Annotated in this window: 16 protein-coding genes; 12 read left to right on the plus strand and 4 right to left on the minus strand. The window is 62.1% G+C overall.

The window, feature by feature from the left end; all coding sequences use genetic code 11:
* Positions 1-73: 73 nt before the first annotated feature.
* From AB7M32_RS07115 to AB7M32_RS07145, 7 genes are all read left to right on the plus strand, one after another.
* Positions 74-1,831 carry a carbamoyltransferase family protein gene (locus AB7M32_RS07115; protein ID WP_003197115.1) on the plus strand — a complete coding sequence of 586 codons (1,758 nt, stop codon included), beginning with the start codon at positions 74-76 and terminating at the stop codon, positions 1,829-1,831.
* Positions 1,815-2,945 carry a glycosyltransferase gene (locus tag AB7M32_RS07120; protein WP_454249496.1) on the plus strand — a complete coding sequence of 377 codons (1,131 nt, stop codon included), beginning with the start codon at positions 1,815-1,817 and terminating at the stop codon, positions 2,943-2,945. Before AB7M32_RS07115 ends, AB7M32_RS07120 begins: the two co-directional genes overlap by 17 nt.
* Positions 2,945-3,841 (plus strand): antimicrobial resistance protein Mig-14, encoded by an 897-nt coding sequence (locus AB7M32_RS07125; protein ID WP_454249497.1) that lies wholly within the window; start codon positions 2,945-2,947, stop codon positions 3,839-3,841. Before AB7M32_RS07120 ends, AB7M32_RS07125 begins: the two co-directional genes overlap by 1 nt.
* 8 nt (positions 3,842-3,849) lie before the next feature.
* Entirely contained in the window at positions 3,850-5,250 is a 1,401-nt protein-coding gene (locus AB7M32_RS07130) for a PIG-L deacetylase family protein (RefSeq protein ID WP_454249498.1), read from the plus strand.
* Between the two features lie 84 nt (positions 5,251-5,334).
* Positions 5,335-6,291: a glycosyltransferase family protein gene (locus AB7M32_RS07135; protein WP_454249499.1), complete on the plus strand. Its 957-nt coding sequence runs from the start codon at positions 5,335-5,337 to the stop codon at positions 6,289-6,291.
* A gap of 55 nt (positions 6,292-6,346) precedes the next feature.
* A complete protein-coding gene (locus tag AB7M32_RS07140) occupies positions 6,347-7,111 on the plus strand; it encodes a hypothetical protein (protein WP_072407168.1) in 765 nt (254 codons plus the stop codon).
* A 48-nt stretch (positions 7,112-7,159) separates the two neighbouring features.
* The gene (locus tag AB7M32_RS07145; protein WP_454249500.1) at positions 7,160-8,263 is read left to right on the plus strand and encodes a glycosyltransferase; all 1,104 of its coding nucleotides are present in this window, start codon (positions 7,160-7,162) and stop codon (positions 8,261-8,263) included.
* Here the strand turns inward: AB7M32_RS07145 and AB7M32_RS07150 are convergent.
* Complete coding sequence (locus AB7M32_RS07150) at positions 8,249-8,854, minus strand: toluene tolerance protein (protein WP_454249501.1); 606 nt, start codon at positions 8,852-8,854, stop codon at positions 8,249-8,251. The two genes, AB7M32_RS07145 and AB7M32_RS07150, sit on opposite strands and share 15 nt — an antisense overlap.
* A 107-nt stretch (positions 8,855-8,961) precedes the next feature.
* On the opposite strand from AB7M32_RS07150, the gene AB7M32_RS07155 reads away from it, so the two are divergent.
* The 5 genes from AB7M32_RS07155 (at position 8,962) to hldE (ending at position 15,107) form a co-directional block, all read left to right on the plus strand.
* The gene (locus tag AB7M32_RS07155; RefSeq protein WP_454249502.1) at positions 8,962-10,134 is read left to right on the plus strand and encodes an O-antigen ligase family protein; all 1,173 of its coding nucleotides are present in this window, start codon (positions 8,962-8,964) and stop codon (positions 10,132-10,134) included.
* A gap of 15 nt (positions 10,135-10,149) precedes the next feature.
* Positions 10,150-11,955, plus strand: a complete 1,806-nt coding sequence (gene msbA / locus AB7M32_RS07160) for a lipid A export permease/ATP-binding protein MsbA (RefSeq protein WP_454249503.1) — start codon at positions 10,150-10,152, stop codon at positions 11,953-11,955.
* 325 nt (positions 11,956-12,280) lie between these two features.
* Positions 12,281-12,985, plus strand: coding sequence for a sulfotransferase family 2 domain-containing protein (locus AB7M32_RS07165; protein WP_454249504.1), 705 nt, complete (start codon positions 12,281-12,283; stop codon positions 12,983-12,985).
* On the plus strand, positions 12,978-13,586 hold the full coding sequence (gene cysC, locus AB7M32_RS07170; RefSeq protein ID WP_454249505.1) for an adenylyl-sulfate kinase: 609 nt from the start codon (positions 12,978-12,980) through the stop codon (positions 13,584-13,586). The genes AB7M32_RS07165 and cysC overlap by 8 nt, the downstream gene beginning before the upstream one ends.
* Positions 13,587-13,685: 99 nt before the next feature.
* The gene (gene hldE, locus AB7M32_RS07175; RefSeq protein ID WP_454249506.1) at positions 13,686-15,107 is read left to right on the plus strand and encodes a bifunctional D-glycero-beta-D-manno-heptose-7-phosphate kinase/D-glycero-beta-D-manno-heptose 1-phosphate adenylyltransferase HldE; all 1,422 of its coding nucleotides are present in this window, start codon (positions 13,686-13,688) and stop codon (positions 15,105-15,107) included.
* A 147-nt stretch (positions 15,108-15,254) separates the two neighbouring features.
* On the opposite strand, the gene AB7M32_RS07180 is transcribed toward hldE, so the two are convergent.
* The 3 genes from AB7M32_RS07180 to AB7M32_RS07190 are packed head-to-tail and all read right to left on the minus strand — an operon-like array spanning position 15,255 to position 18,239.
* A complete protein-coding gene (locus AB7M32_RS07180) occupies positions 15,255-16,220 on the minus strand; it encodes a metal ABC transporter ATPase (RefSeq protein ID WP_072407149.1) in 966 nt (321 codons plus the stop codon).
* Positions 16,221-16,254: 34 nt separating this feature from the next.
* Positions 16,255-17,067, minus strand: coding sequence for an aldo/keto reductase (locus AB7M32_RS07185; protein ID WP_454249507.1), 813 nt, complete (start codon positions 17,065-17,067; stop codon positions 16,255-16,257).
* Positions 17,064-18,239, minus strand: coding sequence for an NAD(P)/FAD-dependent oxidoreductase (locus tag AB7M32_RS07190; RefSeq protein ID WP_454249508.1), 1,176 nt, complete (start codon positions 18,237-18,239; stop codon positions 17,064-17,066). The genes AB7M32_RS07185 and AB7M32_RS07190 overlap by 4 nt, the downstream gene beginning before the upstream one ends.
* Positions 18,240-18,456: the final 217 nt, after the last annotated feature.

An 18,456-nucleotide genomic window follows, 5' to 3' on the forward strand; every position in this document is an offset into this window, starting at 1 on the left:
CACCCCTGGCGCGCGGCACATCCATTTTTCGCGGCGCTTGTCGCCCGTATGCAGACATAAGAGGCTAGACCCTGTGGCATTGACGATTCTTGGCCTGTCCGGCGCCCTTAGCCATGATCCTTCCGCAGCGCTGTACATAGACGGCAAGCTGATCGCGGCGGCCGAGGAAGAGCGCTTCGTACGCGATAAACATGCAAAGAACCGCATGCCCTACGAGTCGGCAAAGTTCTGCCTGGAACAAGCCGGCATCAAGCCTTCCGACGTCGATGTGGTGGCGATTCCGTTCGCCCCGATCAGCCTGTTCGGCGAGGCGCGCTGGCACTACGCCAAGCGTTACTGGTACGCCCCGGACCGGGCCCTCGACGCGATCCTGATGGGCAACCGTCGCTACAAGCGCTATCGCCGCAAGATCGTCTGGTGCCTGGAACAACTGGGCTTCGATCCGAAGAAAATCAAGATCGAGCCGGTCGAGCACCACTTGGCCCACGCCTCCAGCGCCTACCACTGCTCCGGCTTCCAGGAAAAAACCGCGATCCTGGGCATCGACGGCAAGGGCGAATACGCCACGACCTTCTTCGGCTATGGCGAAAACGGCAAGATCCACAAGATCAAGGAATTCTTCGACCCGGATTCCCTGGGTGGCCTGTACGGCGCGATCACCGAGTTCCTCGGTTTTGAAATGCTCGACGGCGAATTCAAGGTCATGGGCATGGCGCCCTATGGCGATGCCACCAAGTACGATTTCTCCCGCCTGGCCTCGTTCGAAAACGGCGAACTGGTGATCAACACCGACTATGCCAACGTGATCGGCCTGCGCCGCTATAAAGAGAAGGGCAAGGGCTTCTATTTCTCGCCGAAGCTGATCGAATGGCTTGGCCCGAAGCGCGAAGGCGACATCGCCGACGAGCCGTACATTCACTACGCGGCGAGCATGCAGGCGCTGTTCGAGAAGCTCGCGCTGCAAATGATCGACCACTACCTGGGCGACGTACTCAAGGAAACCGGCAAGCTGGCCTTCGCCGGCGGCTGTGCGCTGAACGTCAAGCTGAACCAGAAGATCATCGCCCGTGACGACGTCAAGGAGCTGTTCGTGCAACCGGCTTCCGGTGACGCCGGTACGGCAGTGGGGGCGGCGGCGTATGTGTCACATGCCCGTGGCGTGCCAGTGGAAAAGATGGAGCACGTCTACCTCGGCCCGGCCTACAGCAACGAAGACGTGATTGCCGCGTGCGCCCGTCATCCGAGCAAGCCTGCCTGGCGCAAGATCGACAACACCCCCGAGCGCATCGCCAAGATCATGGTCGACGGCAACCCGGTAGCCTGGTTCCAGGGCCGCATGGAGTTTGGTCCGCGTGCCTTGGGCGGTCGCTCGATCATCGGTTGCCCGAGCGCCAGCGGCGTGGCCGACCGCATCAACGAACAGATCAAGTTCCGCGAGCGCTGGAGGCCTTTCTGCCCGTCGATGCTCGACACCGTTGCGCCGCAGATGATCAAGGTCGATCACCCGGCACCGTTCATGACCTTCACCTTCGAAGTGGCCGAAGAATGGAAAACCCGCGTGCCGGAAGTCGTCCATGAAGATGGCACCTCCCGGGCCCAGGTGCTCAAGCGCGAATACAACCCGCGCTACTACGACATGATGAAGGCCCTGGAAGTGCTGACCGGCAACGGCGTGTCGCTGAACACCTCGCTCAACCGTCGTGGCGAACCGATGATCTGCTCGCCGACCGATGCGCTGAACATGTTCTTCGGTTCCGACCTGCAGTACCTGATCATGGAAGACATCCTGGTGGTCAAAGACGGCGTGGACGCTTATGACACGCTCGGCTGAGCGACATGTGCTGCAGTTCTGCCACGGTTATGACGGGCCGTTCCTGGACTGCGCCCGTCAGTACGCCAGCTTGTTCGCGGGCACTGGCTATCGCGTGACCACGGTGTTCCTCACCGGGGCGGCCGATGCCGAAGTCGCTGCCGCCTGTGCCTCGGACGAGGTGCTGTTCATGGAATACAGCTCCAGCGCCATTCGTGGCCTGAAGCTGGGCGCCATCGGCGATCTGCGCAAGATCGCTGCCTCGCGCAATTTCAGTTTCTGCATTGCCCATCGCTTCAAGCCGATCTACATCGCCCTGCTGGGTACTCGCTTGCCGGTGATTGGCGTGCACCATGCCTTCGGGGACTACCAGCGGCGCACTCGCCGGTTGTTCGCCCACGTTTACCGCAAGCGCCTGAGCCTGCTCGGGGTTTCCGATGCGGTACGTGACGACATGCGCCGCTGCCTGCCGAAATGGCCGGCTGCCCGGATCCAGACCCTCTACAACCGCATCGACCTTGATGCCGTCCAAGCCAGCCTGGTCTCCCGGGAGGAGGCTCGGCATACGCTGGGGCTGGATATGGACGCCTGGATTGTCGGCAATGTCGGCCGTCTGCACCCGGACAAGGACCAGGCCACACTGTTGCGCGGCTTTGCCGCAGCGCTGGGGCATCTGCCGGCCAACAGCCAGTTGGCAATTCTCGGCAAGGGCCGCCTGGAGCAGGACCTCAAGGCACTGGCCCGAGAGCTGGGCATTGCTGATCGTGTGCTGTTCCTAGGCCAGGTGCCCGAAGCGCGCCGTTATTTCCGTGCTTTTGATGTGTTCGCCCTGAGCTCCGACCATGAACCGTTCGGCATGGTGCTGCTCGAGGCCATGGCCGCCGGCGTACCGTTGCTGGCGACGGCCTGCGGGGGGGCCAAGGAAGTGGTCGAAGGCGTTGGCATCCTGTTTCCGCTGGGCGACGCCGAGCACATGGCCCAGGGGCTGCAGCACCTGGCGGCCATGGACGATCTGCAGCGTCGCCAATGCGCCGAGCTGATGCTCGATCGCTTGCGCGAACGTTTTTCGGATCGCGCCGTACGCGAGGCATTCTGGCGTTTGCCCCAAGTCACCGAACTGGCGCCGAGGGCCTGATGCTCAACCGATTCCAAGGCTGGCGCGAGCGTGGCTGGACCGCCGTCGATGCGTCGATTTATGCCCAGGCCTGGCAGCGTTTCGGCGGCAGCGTGGCCACTCATCCCCTGGTGGTCGAGCGCCTGGCGGCCCTGGCCGGGATTCCCGTGCGTTACCTGGCGTTCGAGCAGGACGGTGAGCTCAAGGCGGCCATACCCACCTGGGGCCGCGACCTGGCGCTGTCCAAAGACGTGCTCAAGCGCAACGGCAAGAAGGGCTTGTTCGACCTGGGCAATGCCGAGCTGATCCTGCCGGCGGCACCCGATGCGCAAGCGCCGTTGCGTCATCGTGGACGTTACCTGTCGGCCCTCAACGAGGGGCGCTTCAGCGGTTTGAAGTTGCAGCAGGAACAACTGGCCATGGCCCGTACGCCGGAAGAGCTGTCCAAGAAGTTTCGCTACAACCAGCGCCGTGAACTGCGTTTGCTGGAAGAGGCGGGCGGCGTGGTACGGCCGGTCGGCGAGTTTTCCAGCGCCGAGCTGGCCTCGATCTACTGCGACCTGTTCCTGCGTCGCTGGGGCTTTGCGGCCACCGGTGCCGAACGCATGGGCGAGGTGATCGAGCTGCTGCGCGAGTGGCTGATCGGCTCGGTGATCTTTCTCAACGATGCGCCGATTGCGATCCAACTGGTGTATCGCGTCGAAGCGCCCGAGTGGATCAGCGTCGAGTACATCAACGGTGGCGTCGACCCGCAGACTCGCGAATTCAGTCCTGGCAGCGTGTTGAGTTTCCTCAACACCCAAAGCGCCTGGGAACACGCCCGTGCCGCCGGCAAGCCGTTGCGTTTTTCATTCGGCCGGGCGGACCGGGAATACAAGGACCGTTGGTGCAACCCCGTGCCGGTGTTTACCGTATGAACCTACCCATGAGTCGCAAGCAACAGTTACTCAGGCGCCACCGGCGCAACAAGCGCGTAGGGTTGTTGCTTGCCCTGGTGGCGTTGGTGTCGCTGGGCATCGGGGTGGCCTGGTGGCTACCCCTGGTACTGGCGGTGCTGGGCTGGATCGCCCACGAGGCGTGGTTCGCCGATCACCTGTTCTATTCGCCCCGGGACGATTACCAATACAGCTTCCCGCCGTTCACCCAGCAACCCAAGGTGCATTTGAATGCCGGGCGGCTTCGGTTGGACGAAGGCGTGATTCTGGATGATGGCGCGACGCTGATCCTCGCACTGCGGATCAAGAGCACCTGGCTGGGACGCTTCATCGATCCGCTCGTCGAGTTGTCGGGTGGTGAAAGAGACCTGCAAACCTTCGAGCGCGGGGTCAATGGCCTGCGCTATCTCAACCTCAGCGAGCAGGGCCCGGCGTTGTCCCGGGGCGAGCTGCGCCTGCGCGGACGTCATTGCCGTTTGCTGGGCGAGCCGACGTTGTGGTCCTTCACGCCGCCGCCGGTGCAGCATCAGCGGGTGATGGTCATCGCTCCCCACGCCGATGATGCGGAGCTGGCTGCCTACGGTTTGTACAGCCAGGCTGACGAGGCCTGGATCGTGACGCTGACAGCGGGTGAAATCGAGGCCGGGCATTATCGGAAGATGGGCCTGGACAGCGTCGAAGCCGCGCGACTCAAGGGCCGTTTGCGAGCCTGGGACAGCATTGCCGTACCCCGCTGGGCCGGAGTGCCTGAAGCACACTGTGTGCAGTTGGGTTATTTCTGTCTGCAACTGGCGGCCATGCAAGCCGCGCCGAACCAGCCCCAGGGCTCTCGCGAGGCGGGGCTGAGCGATACCCGGCTGTTCCGCCAGTTGAACCCGTTCGCCCTGCCCGGCGATGACGACGGCGCGCCGACCTGGAACAACCTGCTGGCAGACCTGCGCGAGCTGCTGCTCATGGCGCGTCCCGAAGTCATTGTATTGCCACACCCGACCCTTGATCCGCACCCCGACCATCTCTGTGCCCATCAGGCCGTCCTGCAAGCCCTCGAAGGCCTGGAGTGGCAACCGACCACGCTGCTGGGCTATGCCAATCACCTGCACGACAATGACCGCTGGCCCATGGGTGATGCGGGTGCGGGCATTGCGTTGCCGCCGTATTTCGACCCGGCCCGGCCGATGCATCCCGTCAGCCTGCCGCTGGCATTGTCCGGCCAGCGCGACAAGGCCATGGCGTTGGGCATGATGCATGACCTGCAACCGCGCGCGCCGTTCAAGCGTCGTCTGCGCCGTGGCATCCAGCGTCTGCTGGCGGGGCGCACGGGCTCTGCGTATGGCGAGAACGAATTTTTTCGCAAGGCTGTGCGTCGTCATGAACTGTTCTGGCGGCTGTAGAGGCCCAAGGCGGGGCTTCTTTGCGCTACGGCGCAAACCGGCCTCCGGTTATTTATCAAGTCGTTCGGTGCCGCAAGGAAAACGATGAAAGTTCTGTTTCTGGTGCAGAAAGAACAGCGGGCCATCCTGGACCGACTCTACGAAGGCGTGGCCGCTCATTGCGAGTGCGACCTGCGCTGGCTCGACAGCAAGGAACAACGCAACCTGCGGGGGTATTTCCGCCACCATGTGGACGTATCGCGTTATGACCGGATCATTTTTTTCCTGCGTTTCAAGCAGGAAATTCGTCAGGCCGGCTTCATCCGCACGATCCCCAACCTGGTGATCCTCGAGCACGATGCCTATCAGAATTACATTCCGTGCAAATACACCGGAAAATTCAGTGCGCATTACCGTCGCCTGCCGTGGGTGCGGGTGATCAGTTCCGGCTTCATGGTGACCGAACGTCTGCGCGGCGAAGGTTTCGATGCGGTATTCGTGCCCAAGGGCTACGATCAGTCGTTATTGCAGGATCAGGGGCGTGAGCGGGATATCGAGTTGGCCTTCGTCGGCAGCACCAACAGTGTTGCCTATAGTGGTCGCAAGGCGCTGCTGGATGAGCTGGGCCGGGTTGAGCCACTGGTCGTGACCCGGACCAAGTCCGGCGAAGAGTATTGCGAGACCCTCAACCGTATCCGCTTTTTCGTCAGTGCCGACGTGGGCATGGGCGAATTCATGATCAAGAATTTCGAAGCCATGGCTTGCGGCTGTGTGCTGCTGGCGTTCGATCAGGGTATCGACGAGGCGCGGGCGCTGGGGTTGCAGGACATGCATAACGTGGTGTTGTACCGTGACATCCCGCAACTTCAGGAAAAGCTTTCCCGGCTGCGCGCCGACCCCGAGCTGGCGCGCAATGTGGCGCACAACGGTCAGAAGCTGGCGCTGGAACAGTTCAGTTTCGCGCGCATCGGGCAGAAAATCGTTGAAGCATTGGAGCCGCCGCTGCGGCCTCGTGCCCCGTTGAGTCTGCTGGAGACATTGCGCCTGAAGCTGGGCGTTTGATACGAACCGTTGAGCCATCCGGTGTTCAGATGGCGTTTGACTAAATGGTATTTCAGTGCAGTTTTCCGACGATAGTGACATTACCCTGGTGGTAACCAGTTGCGGCCGGCTCGATCTGCTCAAGCAGACCCTGGAGAGCTTCGACCGTTTCAACACCGCGCCGATCCGTGAGGTCTTCATTACCGAAGATGCCGGCGACGAAGGCGTGCATGCCGTCATTCCCGCTCACTGGAAGGACCGCACGACGGCTTTCGTCAATCGACCGAAGCTGGGGCAACTGGCTTCGATCGACTTGGCCTACGAGCATGTCAAGACGGCTTATATCTTTCATTGTGAGGACGACTGGGCGTTCTATCGCCCGGCCTTCGTGGAAGATTCGCGTACGATCCTGGAGCAGCGACCGGATATTCTTCAGGTGTGGTTGCGTAACTATGTCTACGATTTGTGCGTACACAGTCCCTACATTCGCTTGGGCGAACGTGAAGTCATCGGCGGCGTGCCCTGTTACCCATTGATTTCAGACAAGCCCGAATGGCAAAGCTTCTCGCTCAATCCTGGCCTGCGGCGGTTGAAGGAGTATCGGCTCTGTGCCCCTTTCGCCGGTTTCGGCGGTGAAAAAGCCTTGTCTCTTCGTTATGCCGAGTTGAACTTGACGGCAGTCACGCTCGAAGGGGATGCTGTTTTGCATACCGGATTCGGGGTCCATGTGGAAGTGCCCGTGGAGCGCCAGCGCAAGGCTCGCCGCAAGCGCCGCGAGCAGATCAAGTTGTCCTTGGTTCTCTTGCTCGGAGTCTGTATTGGTTGGCTTATCAACTACTGAATGCCGCGAAGCATGAATCCTGGTCCGCGATAAAAGGTTTGCTGCTCGATGAGCATTATCAATGTCATGTGGGCGGGCGGTGCACCGTTCGCTTCGGTACACAAGGTCCATAATCAGATTCTCTCGCGGATGGAACCAGCGATGCCTGTCAAGACATGGCTCTTGCAGGGGTCGGCGGCTGCCTGTCAGATTGATGTCGGGGCGACGCTCGAGTGGAATATGACATCGGCCCGGCTCAAGGGCCGACACGTTTGGCGCCTGCTCAAACCCCTGATGCACAGTCGTTTCCGTCGGGCGTTGCTCGACAGCGATGCACGTGTGGTATTGCTCGATGGCATCGGCGTGGCCCGTACCTTGTTGCCCGTCCTCAAGGCTATGCCGCAGATCCGCGTGGTGGTGATTTTCCATGGTGCGACACGGCTCAATCCTGCGGGTCGCGAACTGTTGTGCGGCTTTCCCGCCTCCCGCCTGACCCTGGCAGCGGTCTCCCAGACCCTGGCGACGTCGCTCCAGGACGAGTTGGGCATGCAGGTCGCTGCGCTGCGTAGCGCCTTCGATCCGGCGCAATTCCAGGCTGCGCTGTTGCCTCGCGAAGCGGCACGTGCCCGACTGGGTTTGCCTGGCCCGCAGATGCGCATATTTGGCGCGGTGGGACGGTTGGTGGACAGCAAGGGGTTCGCCTGTCTGCTGGAGGCTTTTGGCCGGGCCGCGACCCACCATCCCGATTGGCGCCTGGTGATTGTCGGCGAGGGGCCGAGGCGCGAAGCGCTGCAAGCGCGGATCGCCAGACCGGACCTGGTCGGCAAGATCTTGCTGGTCGGGCATCTGGAGGATGTGGCGACGCTCTATCGGGCATTTGACTGGGTGTTGATCCCGTCCCTGGACGAGGGCCTTGGGCTGACCCTCCAGGAGGCTGTCCTGGCTCGTGTCCCGGTGCTGGCCAGCGAACTTGCGGTCTTTCGTGAACAGTTGGGCGACACCGGCTGGTATGCGATGCCCAACGACGAAAGCGGTTGGAGCGAGGCGATCGAACGAGCGGCGCAGGCTTCGGCCGATACGGTCGCGGCGGCCCAGTACCGGGCACTGGCCCCTGACGAGGCCTGGTCGAGCTTCAGCCAGGTCGCGCGGCAGTTGATCTCAGGCAGCCAGTAGGGCGTTCTCCAATGCTTGCATCGGAAAGCTCCCGTTCAGGTTCTCTCGGGCAATGTAACGAGCGAAATGCTGCAAGTTGCGACGTGCCAGGTAGCGTGGCAGCGGCGAACGCAGGAAGCGCATGTCGGCCACGTCGATCAGCCCCAGTTGGTTTTCAGGCGTGACTACGATGTTGCCCAGGTGCAGCGAGCGAAAATAAATACCGCTGGCATGCAGGCTGCGGATCAACTCGACAAGTGCTGGAAGGGTATGCTGCCAGCTGAAATTTTCCTGATTCGATAATTGACGCAGGGTTTTACCGGGAAGCGGTCGATACAGTACGGCGGTCATCCCGGGTTTTTGCAGTTTGTAGAGGGCCAGCACTTCGAGGGTCGGTACGCCGAGCTTCTGCAGGCGGGCTGCATTATTGATGAATCGCGTTGAATAAGGCCTTAGCAGGGCCGAAGAAAAAAGCCGCTTGCGGCGAAACAGCTTGAGGATATTCCCATCCTGCAGCAGATAGACTTTTGGGCCGTAGCTGTCGGCCTCCAGAATAGTGGCGCCTTCAATCAATTGATTCAAAGCGGCTTGGGGAAGCCGTGAGGATTGCATCGTAGGGAAACCTTGTTGAAAGAACCGGTGCCGTGGCGGGCCATGATGCCCAAAAGTTTTTGTTTTCACCATGCCGGTTTGGCTGGTAGACCGATTAGGAGCGTTAGATGCAGGCAACACGTTGGGCGCAAGGCTGGATGGCCTTTGGCTTGTTATGGTTCTTGCTGGCGATAGCCCTGGCACCGACCAACAAAGTGTATCAACAAGGATTGGTTGCCTTTGTTTGGTTGCCGGCGATCATCTTCGCCTGGCCGGCGCGTCAACGACTGCTGGAGTTGTGGCGCGCACAATGGTTGATCTACGTGGCGTTGCTGGCGCTGATGGCCTGGGCGTTGATCACGCTGTACTGGGCCGACGCGGCGGAGCCGGCCCGCGAGGCCAAGCGACTGCTGTATATCCTGGTATTCCTCATATTTTTCCCGATTTTCGCCGACGGCCAGCCCGAACGGCTGATTCGCATCATGCAATGGGGGGGGCTGGGGCTGGCGCTGACGGCGCTGATGGCAATCGTTCGTTTTTACGGTATGGCAAACAATCCATGGGATGTGCGCCTGGAAGGGTTGGGGGAGCTGTCCCATCCAATCCTCGGTGGCTACGTGATCGGCCTGGCGGCGATCTGGATGCTGCATTGGATGCCGCGTCACCGCGGCCTGCAAGTGCTTTGGGCGCTGGCCCTGGCGCTGCTGGGGATCTTCGTGGTGGCGAGCCAGAGTCGCGGCGCTGCGCTGGCCTTGCTGCTCAGCGTATTGGCCATGCCGATCTATTGCCGGGACCAGCGGGTCCGGATTATCGCCGCCACGACCCTGGTGCTGGCCATGCTGACCTTCTGGTTGCTCGAGCCGTTGGTCATGGCGCGCGGTGCTTCCTATCGACCCGAGATTTTCATGTCGAGCCTGCACATGATTGCCGAGCGCCCATGGGGTGGTCTTGGTGTGGCGGCCGACTATCGGGTTATCATTCACGGCCTCAAGTTCGATCACGCCCACAATCTGTTCAGCCATGTCGCCATTCAACTCGGGCTGCCGGGGCTGCTGCTGTGGTGCATTGTCTGGTTCGGGGTGTTGCGCGAAGCCTGGCGCGCCCGGGAAAGCCTGCTGGGCCGTGGCGTGCTCGGCATGTGGGTGTTTTCGTTCCTGGCGATGCAGTTCGACGCCGCGAGCCTGACCGGAACCCCCCGCGCCGAATGGTTCATTACCTGGCTGCCGATTGGCCTGGCCAGCGTTTTGACCTGGGCGCAGGCCAATGCCGGTGGCTGTGATAAAATTCCGCGTTCTTCCTAACCAGTGAGCCCGACGATGAGTGACGCACCGCCCAAAGCGGAACAGGATTCCAGCCTGAAGATCTATTTTCGGTTGCTGGGATACGTCAAACCCTACGCGGGCATTTTTCTGCTGAGTATCCTGGGTTTCGTGATATTTGCTTCGACCCAGCCCATGCTGGCCGGGATTCTCAAATATTTCGTCGACGGCTTGAGCAACCCCGATGCGGTGCTCTTTCCCAACGTGCCGTACCTCAAGGACTTGAAACTGCTGATGGCGGTGCCGCTGCTGATCATTCTGATCGCTGCCTGGCAGGGCCTGGGGTCGTTCCTGGGCAACTATTACCTGGCCAGGGTTTCCCTGGGGCTGGTGCATGACCTGCGGGTCGAGCTGTTCAAGAAATTGCTGGTGTTGCCCAATCGCTACTTCGACACCCATAACTCCGGCCACCTGATCTCCCGGATCACCTTCAACGTGACCATGGTCACCGGGGCGGCCACCGATGCTATCAAGGTGGTGATCCGCGAAGGTCTCACCGTGGTGTTCCTCTTCGCCTACCTGGTATGGATGAACTGGAAGCTGACCCTGGTGATGTTGGCGATCCTGCCGCTGATCGCGGTCATGGTCAGCAGTACCAGCAAGAAATTCCGCAAGCAGAGCAAAAAGATCCAGGTGGCCATGGGCGACGTGACTCACGTTGCCTCCGAGACCATCCAGGGCTACCGCGTGGTGCGCAGCTTCGGCGGCGAGGCCTATGAAGAGCAGCGCTTTACCAGCGCCAGCCAGGGCAACACCGACAAGCAATTGCGCATGACGCGTACCGGCGCGGTCTATACGCCGATGCTGCAACTGGTGATCTACACCGCCATGGCGGCCCTGATGTTCCTGGTGCTGTTCCTGCGCGGTGACGCGACGGCCGGTGACCTGGTGGCCTACATCACGGCTGCTGGCTTGCTGCCCAAGCCGATTCGCCAACTCTCGGAAGTCAGCTCCACCATCCAGAAAGGCGTGGCCGGTGCCGAGAGTATCTTCGAGCAACTGGATGTAGAACCGGAGGTCGACGGGGGGACGGTCGAGCAGGAACGGGTCAGCGGTCGTCTCGACGTGCGCAACCTGAGTTTCACCTACCCCGGCGCTGAGCGCGAGGTGCTCAAGGACATCAGTTTCACCGCGGCACCCGGGCAGATGATTGCGCTGGTGGGCCGTTCGGGCAGCGGCAAGTCGACCCTGGCGAGCCTTATCCCGCGCTTTTATCACCATGAGGTCGGCCAGATCCTGCTCGATGACGTGGAAATCGAAGACTACCGCCTGCGTAACCTGCGTCGTCATGTCGCCCAGGTGACCCAGCATGTCACCCTGTTCAACGACACGGTGGCCAACAATATCGCCTACGGCGATCTGGCCGGTGCTCCGCGGGCCGACATTGAAAAGGCGGCCCGGGATGCCTATGCGATGGACTTCATCGAGCAGTTGCCCAATGGCCTGGACACCGAGGTGGGCGAAAACGGCGTGCTGTTGTCCGGCGGCCAACGCCAGCGCCTGGCCATTGCCAGGGCATTGTTGAAGAACGCACCGCTGCTGATCCTCGACGAAGCCACCTCGGCGCTGGACACCGAGTCCGAACGGCATATCCAGGCCGCGCTGGACCAGGTCATGAAAGGCCGTACGACCCTGGTCATCGCTCACCGGTTGTCGACCATCGAAAAGGCCGACCTGATCCTGGTGATGGACCAGGGCCGGATCGTCGAACGGGGGACCCATGACGAGCTCTTGGCGCAGAACGGCTACTACGCACGTCTTCATGCCATGGGGCTGGACGCTCCCGCCCAGAATATCGCCTGAGTTCGGACCCCAGGCTGTGAGCCGGCCTGTTTCTCTCGGCCGGCTTCGCTCCCATCCGGTGTTGGACACACATGTTACATGCACCTGAGAACCACTGTGGGAGCGAGCTTGCTCGCGATAGCGGTGTGTCCGGGCCAGTGATGTTGAACGTGTGCCGGTACCATCGCGAGCAAGCTCGCTCCCACTGAGTTTGTATCGAAAACTTTACCTGCGTTGACCAATCCACAATAAATCCGCGACCCGTGACTGCTAAGGTCTGGCTACAGGACTTTCCTGAACCCACTCCAGTCATCGAGGGGGTCATCCCTTCCGCGTGGGTGTTTGAATGCTGCAACGCTATCTCTGGAAGCTGCTGCCCAAGTCACAGCGCTCCTTTCTGTTGGGACGCCTGTCGGTTGTCGACCGACAGGTCGTGAACAAGTCGATGTCGGCCAATTGCCGTTTTCCCGATGCATTTGCCCAGCGCGCCTGCCTGTTCATCCACGTGCCCAAATGCGCCGGCAGCAGTGTTTGCGTGGGGCTTTTTGATGGCTATAGTCCGGGCCACTTGCCGCTGTATTGGTACGAAGAGCAGTTTGCGCAGCAGTACGCCGCCAGTTTCAAATTTGCCTTTGTTCGCGATCCGCTGGAGCGTGCTTATTCAGCCTATGCTTTCCTGCGGGGCAACACGTTGGGCGCGCGCGACCAGGCGGCGCAGAAAATGGTGGGCCAATACCGGGACTTCGATGATTTCGTCGCGCGATGGCTGCACCCGGAGAACATCACCCGGCAATTGCATTTCGCTGCCCAGACGGATTTCCTCATCGATTCCCTCGGCCACCTGGCGATGGACTTCATCGGCTACCAGGAATACCTGGACCGGGACTATCAGCGAGTGTGCGAACACCTGGGGGTGGTCGCGAGGTTGCCCCATGTGAACCACAGCTGGCAGCGCACCACGATGCCGGTCAGGGACATGTGCTCAGTACGGACCCGTCGACTGGTGCGGCGGGTGTACCAACGTGATTACGAGATGCTTGGTTATGAATGAAACGTCAAACGTACCGATGCAGCAGGCGCAGATTCGTGCTTATGCACAGGCGCTCACGCCGGCGGACCGGGCGGCCATCAAAGCCCAGCGGCCACGCTGCATCTGGCTGACAGGACTGTCGGGGGCGGGCAAGTCGACCCTGGCCAATGCCTTGGAAGTGCAGCTCAACCAGCAGGGCTTGCATACCTCCCTGCTCGATGGTGACAACCTGCGCCAGGGGTTGTGCCGGGGCCTGGGCATGGATGCCGAGTCCCGCAAGGAAAATATCCGCCGCATTGCCGAGGTCGCGCGCCTGATGGTCGATGCCGGCCTGATCGTCATCGTCGCGGCCATCTCCCCGTTTCGTGCCGACCGGGAAGCTGCCAGGCAGTTGTTTCCCGAGGGCACCTTCGTGGAGGTTTATGTGAGTACACCCTTTGACGTCTGCGCCCAGCGTGATCCCAAGGGGTTGTACCGCGAGGCCCGTGCCGGGCGGATCAAGAACTTCACCGGGCTCGACAGCCCCTACGAAGCGCCGCTTGCGCCGGACTGCGCGATCGATACCAGCGAGGTGGAGTTGGCCCAGGCCTGTACGCGGCTATCGGCGCTACTGCAAATCTGATGGGACAAACGTCCTGGCTTCGCGTTGCAGCCATGGACAAGCCTTCGCCAACCCTGTGCTAATATCGCGGCCCTGTTCATTTTGTATGTGGGATGCTCCATGAAGTTGTCCATGCCGCGATTCGATCAAGCCCCTGTATTGGTGGTCGGCGATGTCATGCTCGACCGCTACTGGCATGGCGGTACCTCACGGATTTCCCCTGAGGCGCCGGTACCGGTGGTCAAGGTCGAGCACATCGAGGATCGCCCCGGCGGTGCCGCCAACGTTGCCTTGAACATCGCTGCCCTCGGCGCACCGGCCTCCCTGGTGGGCGTGACCGGCGACGATGAGGCGGCCGACAGCCTGACCAACAGCCTCAAGGGCGCAGGCGTACGTGCGATATTCCAGCGCGTTGCGCACCAGCCGACCATCGTCAAGCTGCGGGTCATGAGTCGGCACCAGCAACTGCTGCGCATCGATTTCGAAGAACCTTTCGCCACCGACCCCCTGGCCCTCGGTGCCGAGGTCGACAACTTGCTCGAAGGCGTCAAGGTCCTGGTGTTGTCGGACTACGGCAAAGGCGCGTTGAAGAATCACCAGGCGCTGATCCAGGCCGCCCGTGCCCGTGGCATTCCGGTCCTGGCCGATCCCAAGGGCAAGGATTTTTCCGTCTACCGTGGCGCCAGCCTGATCACGCCGAACCTCAGCGAGTTCGAAACCATCGTCGGCGGTTGCGCCGATGAGCACGAATTGGTGAGCAAAGGCGCGCAGCTGATGCAAGACCTCGACCTCGGTGCCTTGCTGGTGACCCGTGGCGAGCACGGCATGACCTTGCTGCGCCCCGGTCACCCTGCGTTGCACCTGCCGGCCCGTGCCCGTGAAGTGTTCGACGTGACGGGGGCCGGCGACACCGTGATTTCCACTCTGGCCGCGGCGATCGCTGCCGGCGAGGAGCTGCCCCATGCGGTCGCCCTGGCTAACCTGGCGGCGGGCATTGTCGTCGGCAAGCTCGGCACGGCAGCCATCAGCGCCCCCGAGTTGCGCCGCGCCATCCAGCGCGAGGAAGGCTCCGAGCGGGGCGTGCTGGGCCTGGAGCAACTGCTGCTGGCCGTTGACGACGCCCGTGCCCACAACGAAAGCATCGTCTTCACCAACGGTTGCTTCGACATCCTGCACGCCGGCCATGTGACCTATCTGGAGCAGGCCAGGGCCCAGGGTGATCGCCTGATCGTCGCGGTCAATGACGACGCCTCCGTGAGCCGTCTCAAAGGGCCGGGCCGTCCGATCAACAGCGTCGACCGTCGCATGGCGGTCCTGGCCGGCCTGGGCGCGGTGGACTGGGTGATCAGCTTCAGCGAGGGCACGCCGGAAAACCTGCTGCGCCAGGTCAAGCCGGATGTGCTGGTCAAGGGCGGTGACTACGGGATCGACCAAGTCGTCGGCGCCGACATTGTCGCGGCCTACGGCGGTACCGTGAAGGTGTTGGGGCTGGTGGAAAACAGCTCGACGACGGCGATCGTGGAGAAGATCCGCAACAACTGATGTGTCAGGCAAAGCGCAGAACCTGTGGGAGCGAGCGTGCTCGCGATAGCGGTGTATCAGCCTAATCGAGGTTGAATGATCCAACGCCATCGCGAGCAAGCTCGCTCCCACAGGGCTCATTGTCCAGCCAGAAAATGGACGTCAGGCCTAACGAGCCACCTTGCGCGGCACAATCTTCTTGAGCAACTGCCGGGCCTTGCCCTTGAGTCGGGTCAGGCCCGATTCCTTGCCCGGTGGTGTCAGCCCTTGCTGGCGCAGCCAGTCCTTCCAGCGAATCCGCTCGTCACGCACCAGCCAGCCGTCCTGCCGGGCGAAACTTTCCGCCAGGTACAGCCCCCGGGTGCTAGCCGGGTACAACTGATCCTTTTTCAAGGTATACAGCTCGGGCAAGGGCTGCCCATCCTGCAGCGGCATCAGGTACAGGTCCGGTCGCTTGCGGTCCAGCCGTGCCACCAACTGGTCGCCCTCCAGGCGCTCATCGACGTGAAACAGGCTCAGGGACTTGGCTTCCTTGGGCACGTCCAGGCGCAAGTCATAGATCAATTGCAGGGATGCCGTCGGCAGGTGCACGTAGGCCCGTGGCCGTTCGATCAGTTGCAGGTTGGCGCTACGCACCGGGCGGGCCGAGCCCGACAGGGGCGTCAGGCGAAACGGCAAGGCCTCGCGGTAGTGCAAGGCCGTGGCGTAGGGGGCTGGCAGCCAGGTGTCGTTGAAGCGCCCGCCCAGCCAGCCTTCAGGGGTTTCCAACAGGCATTCTTCGGCGATCTCGCTGATGGCGGTGAGCAGCGGCAGGTTCAGTTCGTGGGCCGGGACGTAGCCGGAAATCAGCTTGAGCACCACATCGCCGCGATCTTGCCGACGCTGGCGCACCAGCACCCAATAGTCGCGGTTCTGCCAATGCAGGGTCAGGCGCACAGAAACGCCCAGGTTGGCCAGTTCCAAGGAAAAACGCTCGGGATCGGCCACCGCGACAGGGCGTCGGCGCTGCAAGGTCTGGGCGAAATTCAGCGGCATCCCGACACTCTGGTAAGTCAGGCCTTCGGGGGTCGCTTCGACGAAGAGGGGCAGGGTCTTGAAGTTACTCGGATTCTTTCTGATGAGCGTACGCGGCATGTCGGCTCCTTCCTTAAGGCCGCGTAGGGCGGCGTCAGTGTTTACGCAGGACCGTGGCTACGGTCGCGACGTTATGGGCGAGGTGCAGCGGATTGATGGTGCCGACAATAGCACTGGCGACCCCAGGATGCTCAAACAACAGTTCGAAACTGGCACGAACCGGGTCTATCCCGGGGCTCAGGCAGGCGTGGCCGCTGGCCAGGGCCTTTTTCACCAGGATCGCTTTGCCGTGCTCGTTGGCGTAGTCAATGACCGTCTTTTCGTTTCGTTCGTTCAGATTGTAGGTGACCATCGCGCAATCGCCTTGCTCCAAGGCCTTCAAGCCGCCGTCGACGGTCTTGCCGGAAAAGCCGAAGCCGCCGATCTTGCCTTCGCGCTTGAGCGCCGCCAGGGTCGGGTAGACCTCGCTGTCGTTGAGGATCGCCAGGTCATTGCCGTCGGAATGCACCAGGACCAGGTCGATATAGTCGGTTTCCAGGCGCTTGAGGCTGCGTTCCACCGAGAATCGGGTATGGGCGGCACTGAAGTCGTGGCGCGACTGGCCGTCACTGAATTCTTCGCCGACCTTGCTGACAATCACCCAGTCGTGACGTTGGCCGCGCAGCAGCGGGCCGAGGCGTTCTTCGCTGCGGCCATAGGCCGGTGCAGTGTCGATCAGGTTTATCCCCAGGTCGCGCGCGAGTTTGAGCAACATGCGCGCTTCGTCGTCATCGGGAATCTGAAAGCCGTTGGGGTATTTGACGCCCTGGTCGCGGCCCAGCTTGACGGTGCCCAGGCCCAGGGGGGAAACCCGCGGGCCGTCATGGCCCAGAGGGCGAAAGAGGTCATGCAGGGTCGCTTGGCTCATGGCAGCAGTTGCTCCCAGGCAGGTACGCCCATGGGCGGCTTCGGCAGGTCCGGCAGCGGCGCCGGGTGACTGGGCTGGATGCCATCGCGCTGCAGCGCGTTGACCACCCGATCGGCGAAGTCCGGGGCCAGGGCCAGTTTGGTCGGCCAGCCCACCAGCAGGCGATCCTGCTCGGCGAGGAAGGCGTTATCCGGGCGGGTCAGGCCCGACTGCAACGGTTCGGCGCGGTCAACCCGCAACGTGGCCCATTGCGCGGTGCTGAGGTCGATCCACGGCAGCAATTGGCCAAGTTCTTTTTGCGCGACGGCGATCTGCTCGGCGGGCTCGCGGGCGATGGCATCGCCTTCGGCGAGGTCGCCCCCCAGGTACCAGACCCATTGGCCATTGGCGGCCGGGTGGGTGGTCACGGTGACGCGTGGCTTCGGTCCGCCGCCCAGGCAATGGGCGTAAAGCGGCTTGAGGCTCGGCCCCTTGGCCAGGACCATGTGCAACGGCCGGGTCTGCATGGCCGGTTTGTCCAGGCCCAGGGCTTTGAGCAGGTCAGCGGTGCCCGCACCCGCGCTGAGGATAATGCGCTGGGCCCGAATCTCACGGCCGTCGACCTTCAGCCCGATCCATTCACCTGCTTCGCGCAGTGGCTCGATGCGCTGCCCGGCCAGCAGGCTGTCGCCGGCCAGTTCCGCCAGGCGCTCGATCAGGCTGGGAACATCCACCACCAACTCGGCCAGGCGGTAGACCTTGCCCTTGAAGCGCTTGTCTTGCAGGGCCGGCGGCAATTGGTCGCCCTTGACCTGGTCGACCCGTCCGCGCACGGCCTTGCTGGCGAAGAAACTGGTGAGGTTGCCGGCCAGGGTGCCGGGGGACCAGAGGTAATGGGCATCGGACAGCATGCGCACGCCGGACAGGTCCAGCTCGCCGTCACCCTTGAGGGCTTCGCGCCAGCGGCGCGGCATGTCGGCGATGGCTTCCGAGGCCCCGGTCAGGGCGCCATGCAAGGCATATTTGGCGCCGCCATGGATGATGCCCTGGGATTTGACACTCTGCCCGCCACCGAGGCTGGCACTTTCCACCAGCACGGTTGAAAACCCCAGGCGGCGCAAGCGCGCGTTCAGCCAGAGGCCGGCGACTCCGGCGCCGACAATCAGGATGTCGGTGGAAATAACGGATGGCATGCAGCGACCTCAGTGTTCAAGACGAGGGCGCAGTATACAGACTCGATGAGATGCGTCTGATCCCCCTGTAGTCCAACTGTGGCGAGGGGATTTATCCCCGCTGGGCTGCGCAGCAGCCCCAGAACCTGACAGCACGGTATGCCAGTTGTCTTGAAAAAGGGGGCGCTTCGCACCCCAGCGGGGATAAATCCCCTCGCCACAAGGTATTCCAATTAAT

It is taken from the genome of Pseudomonas sp. R151218B TE3479 (genome assembly GCF_053629195.1).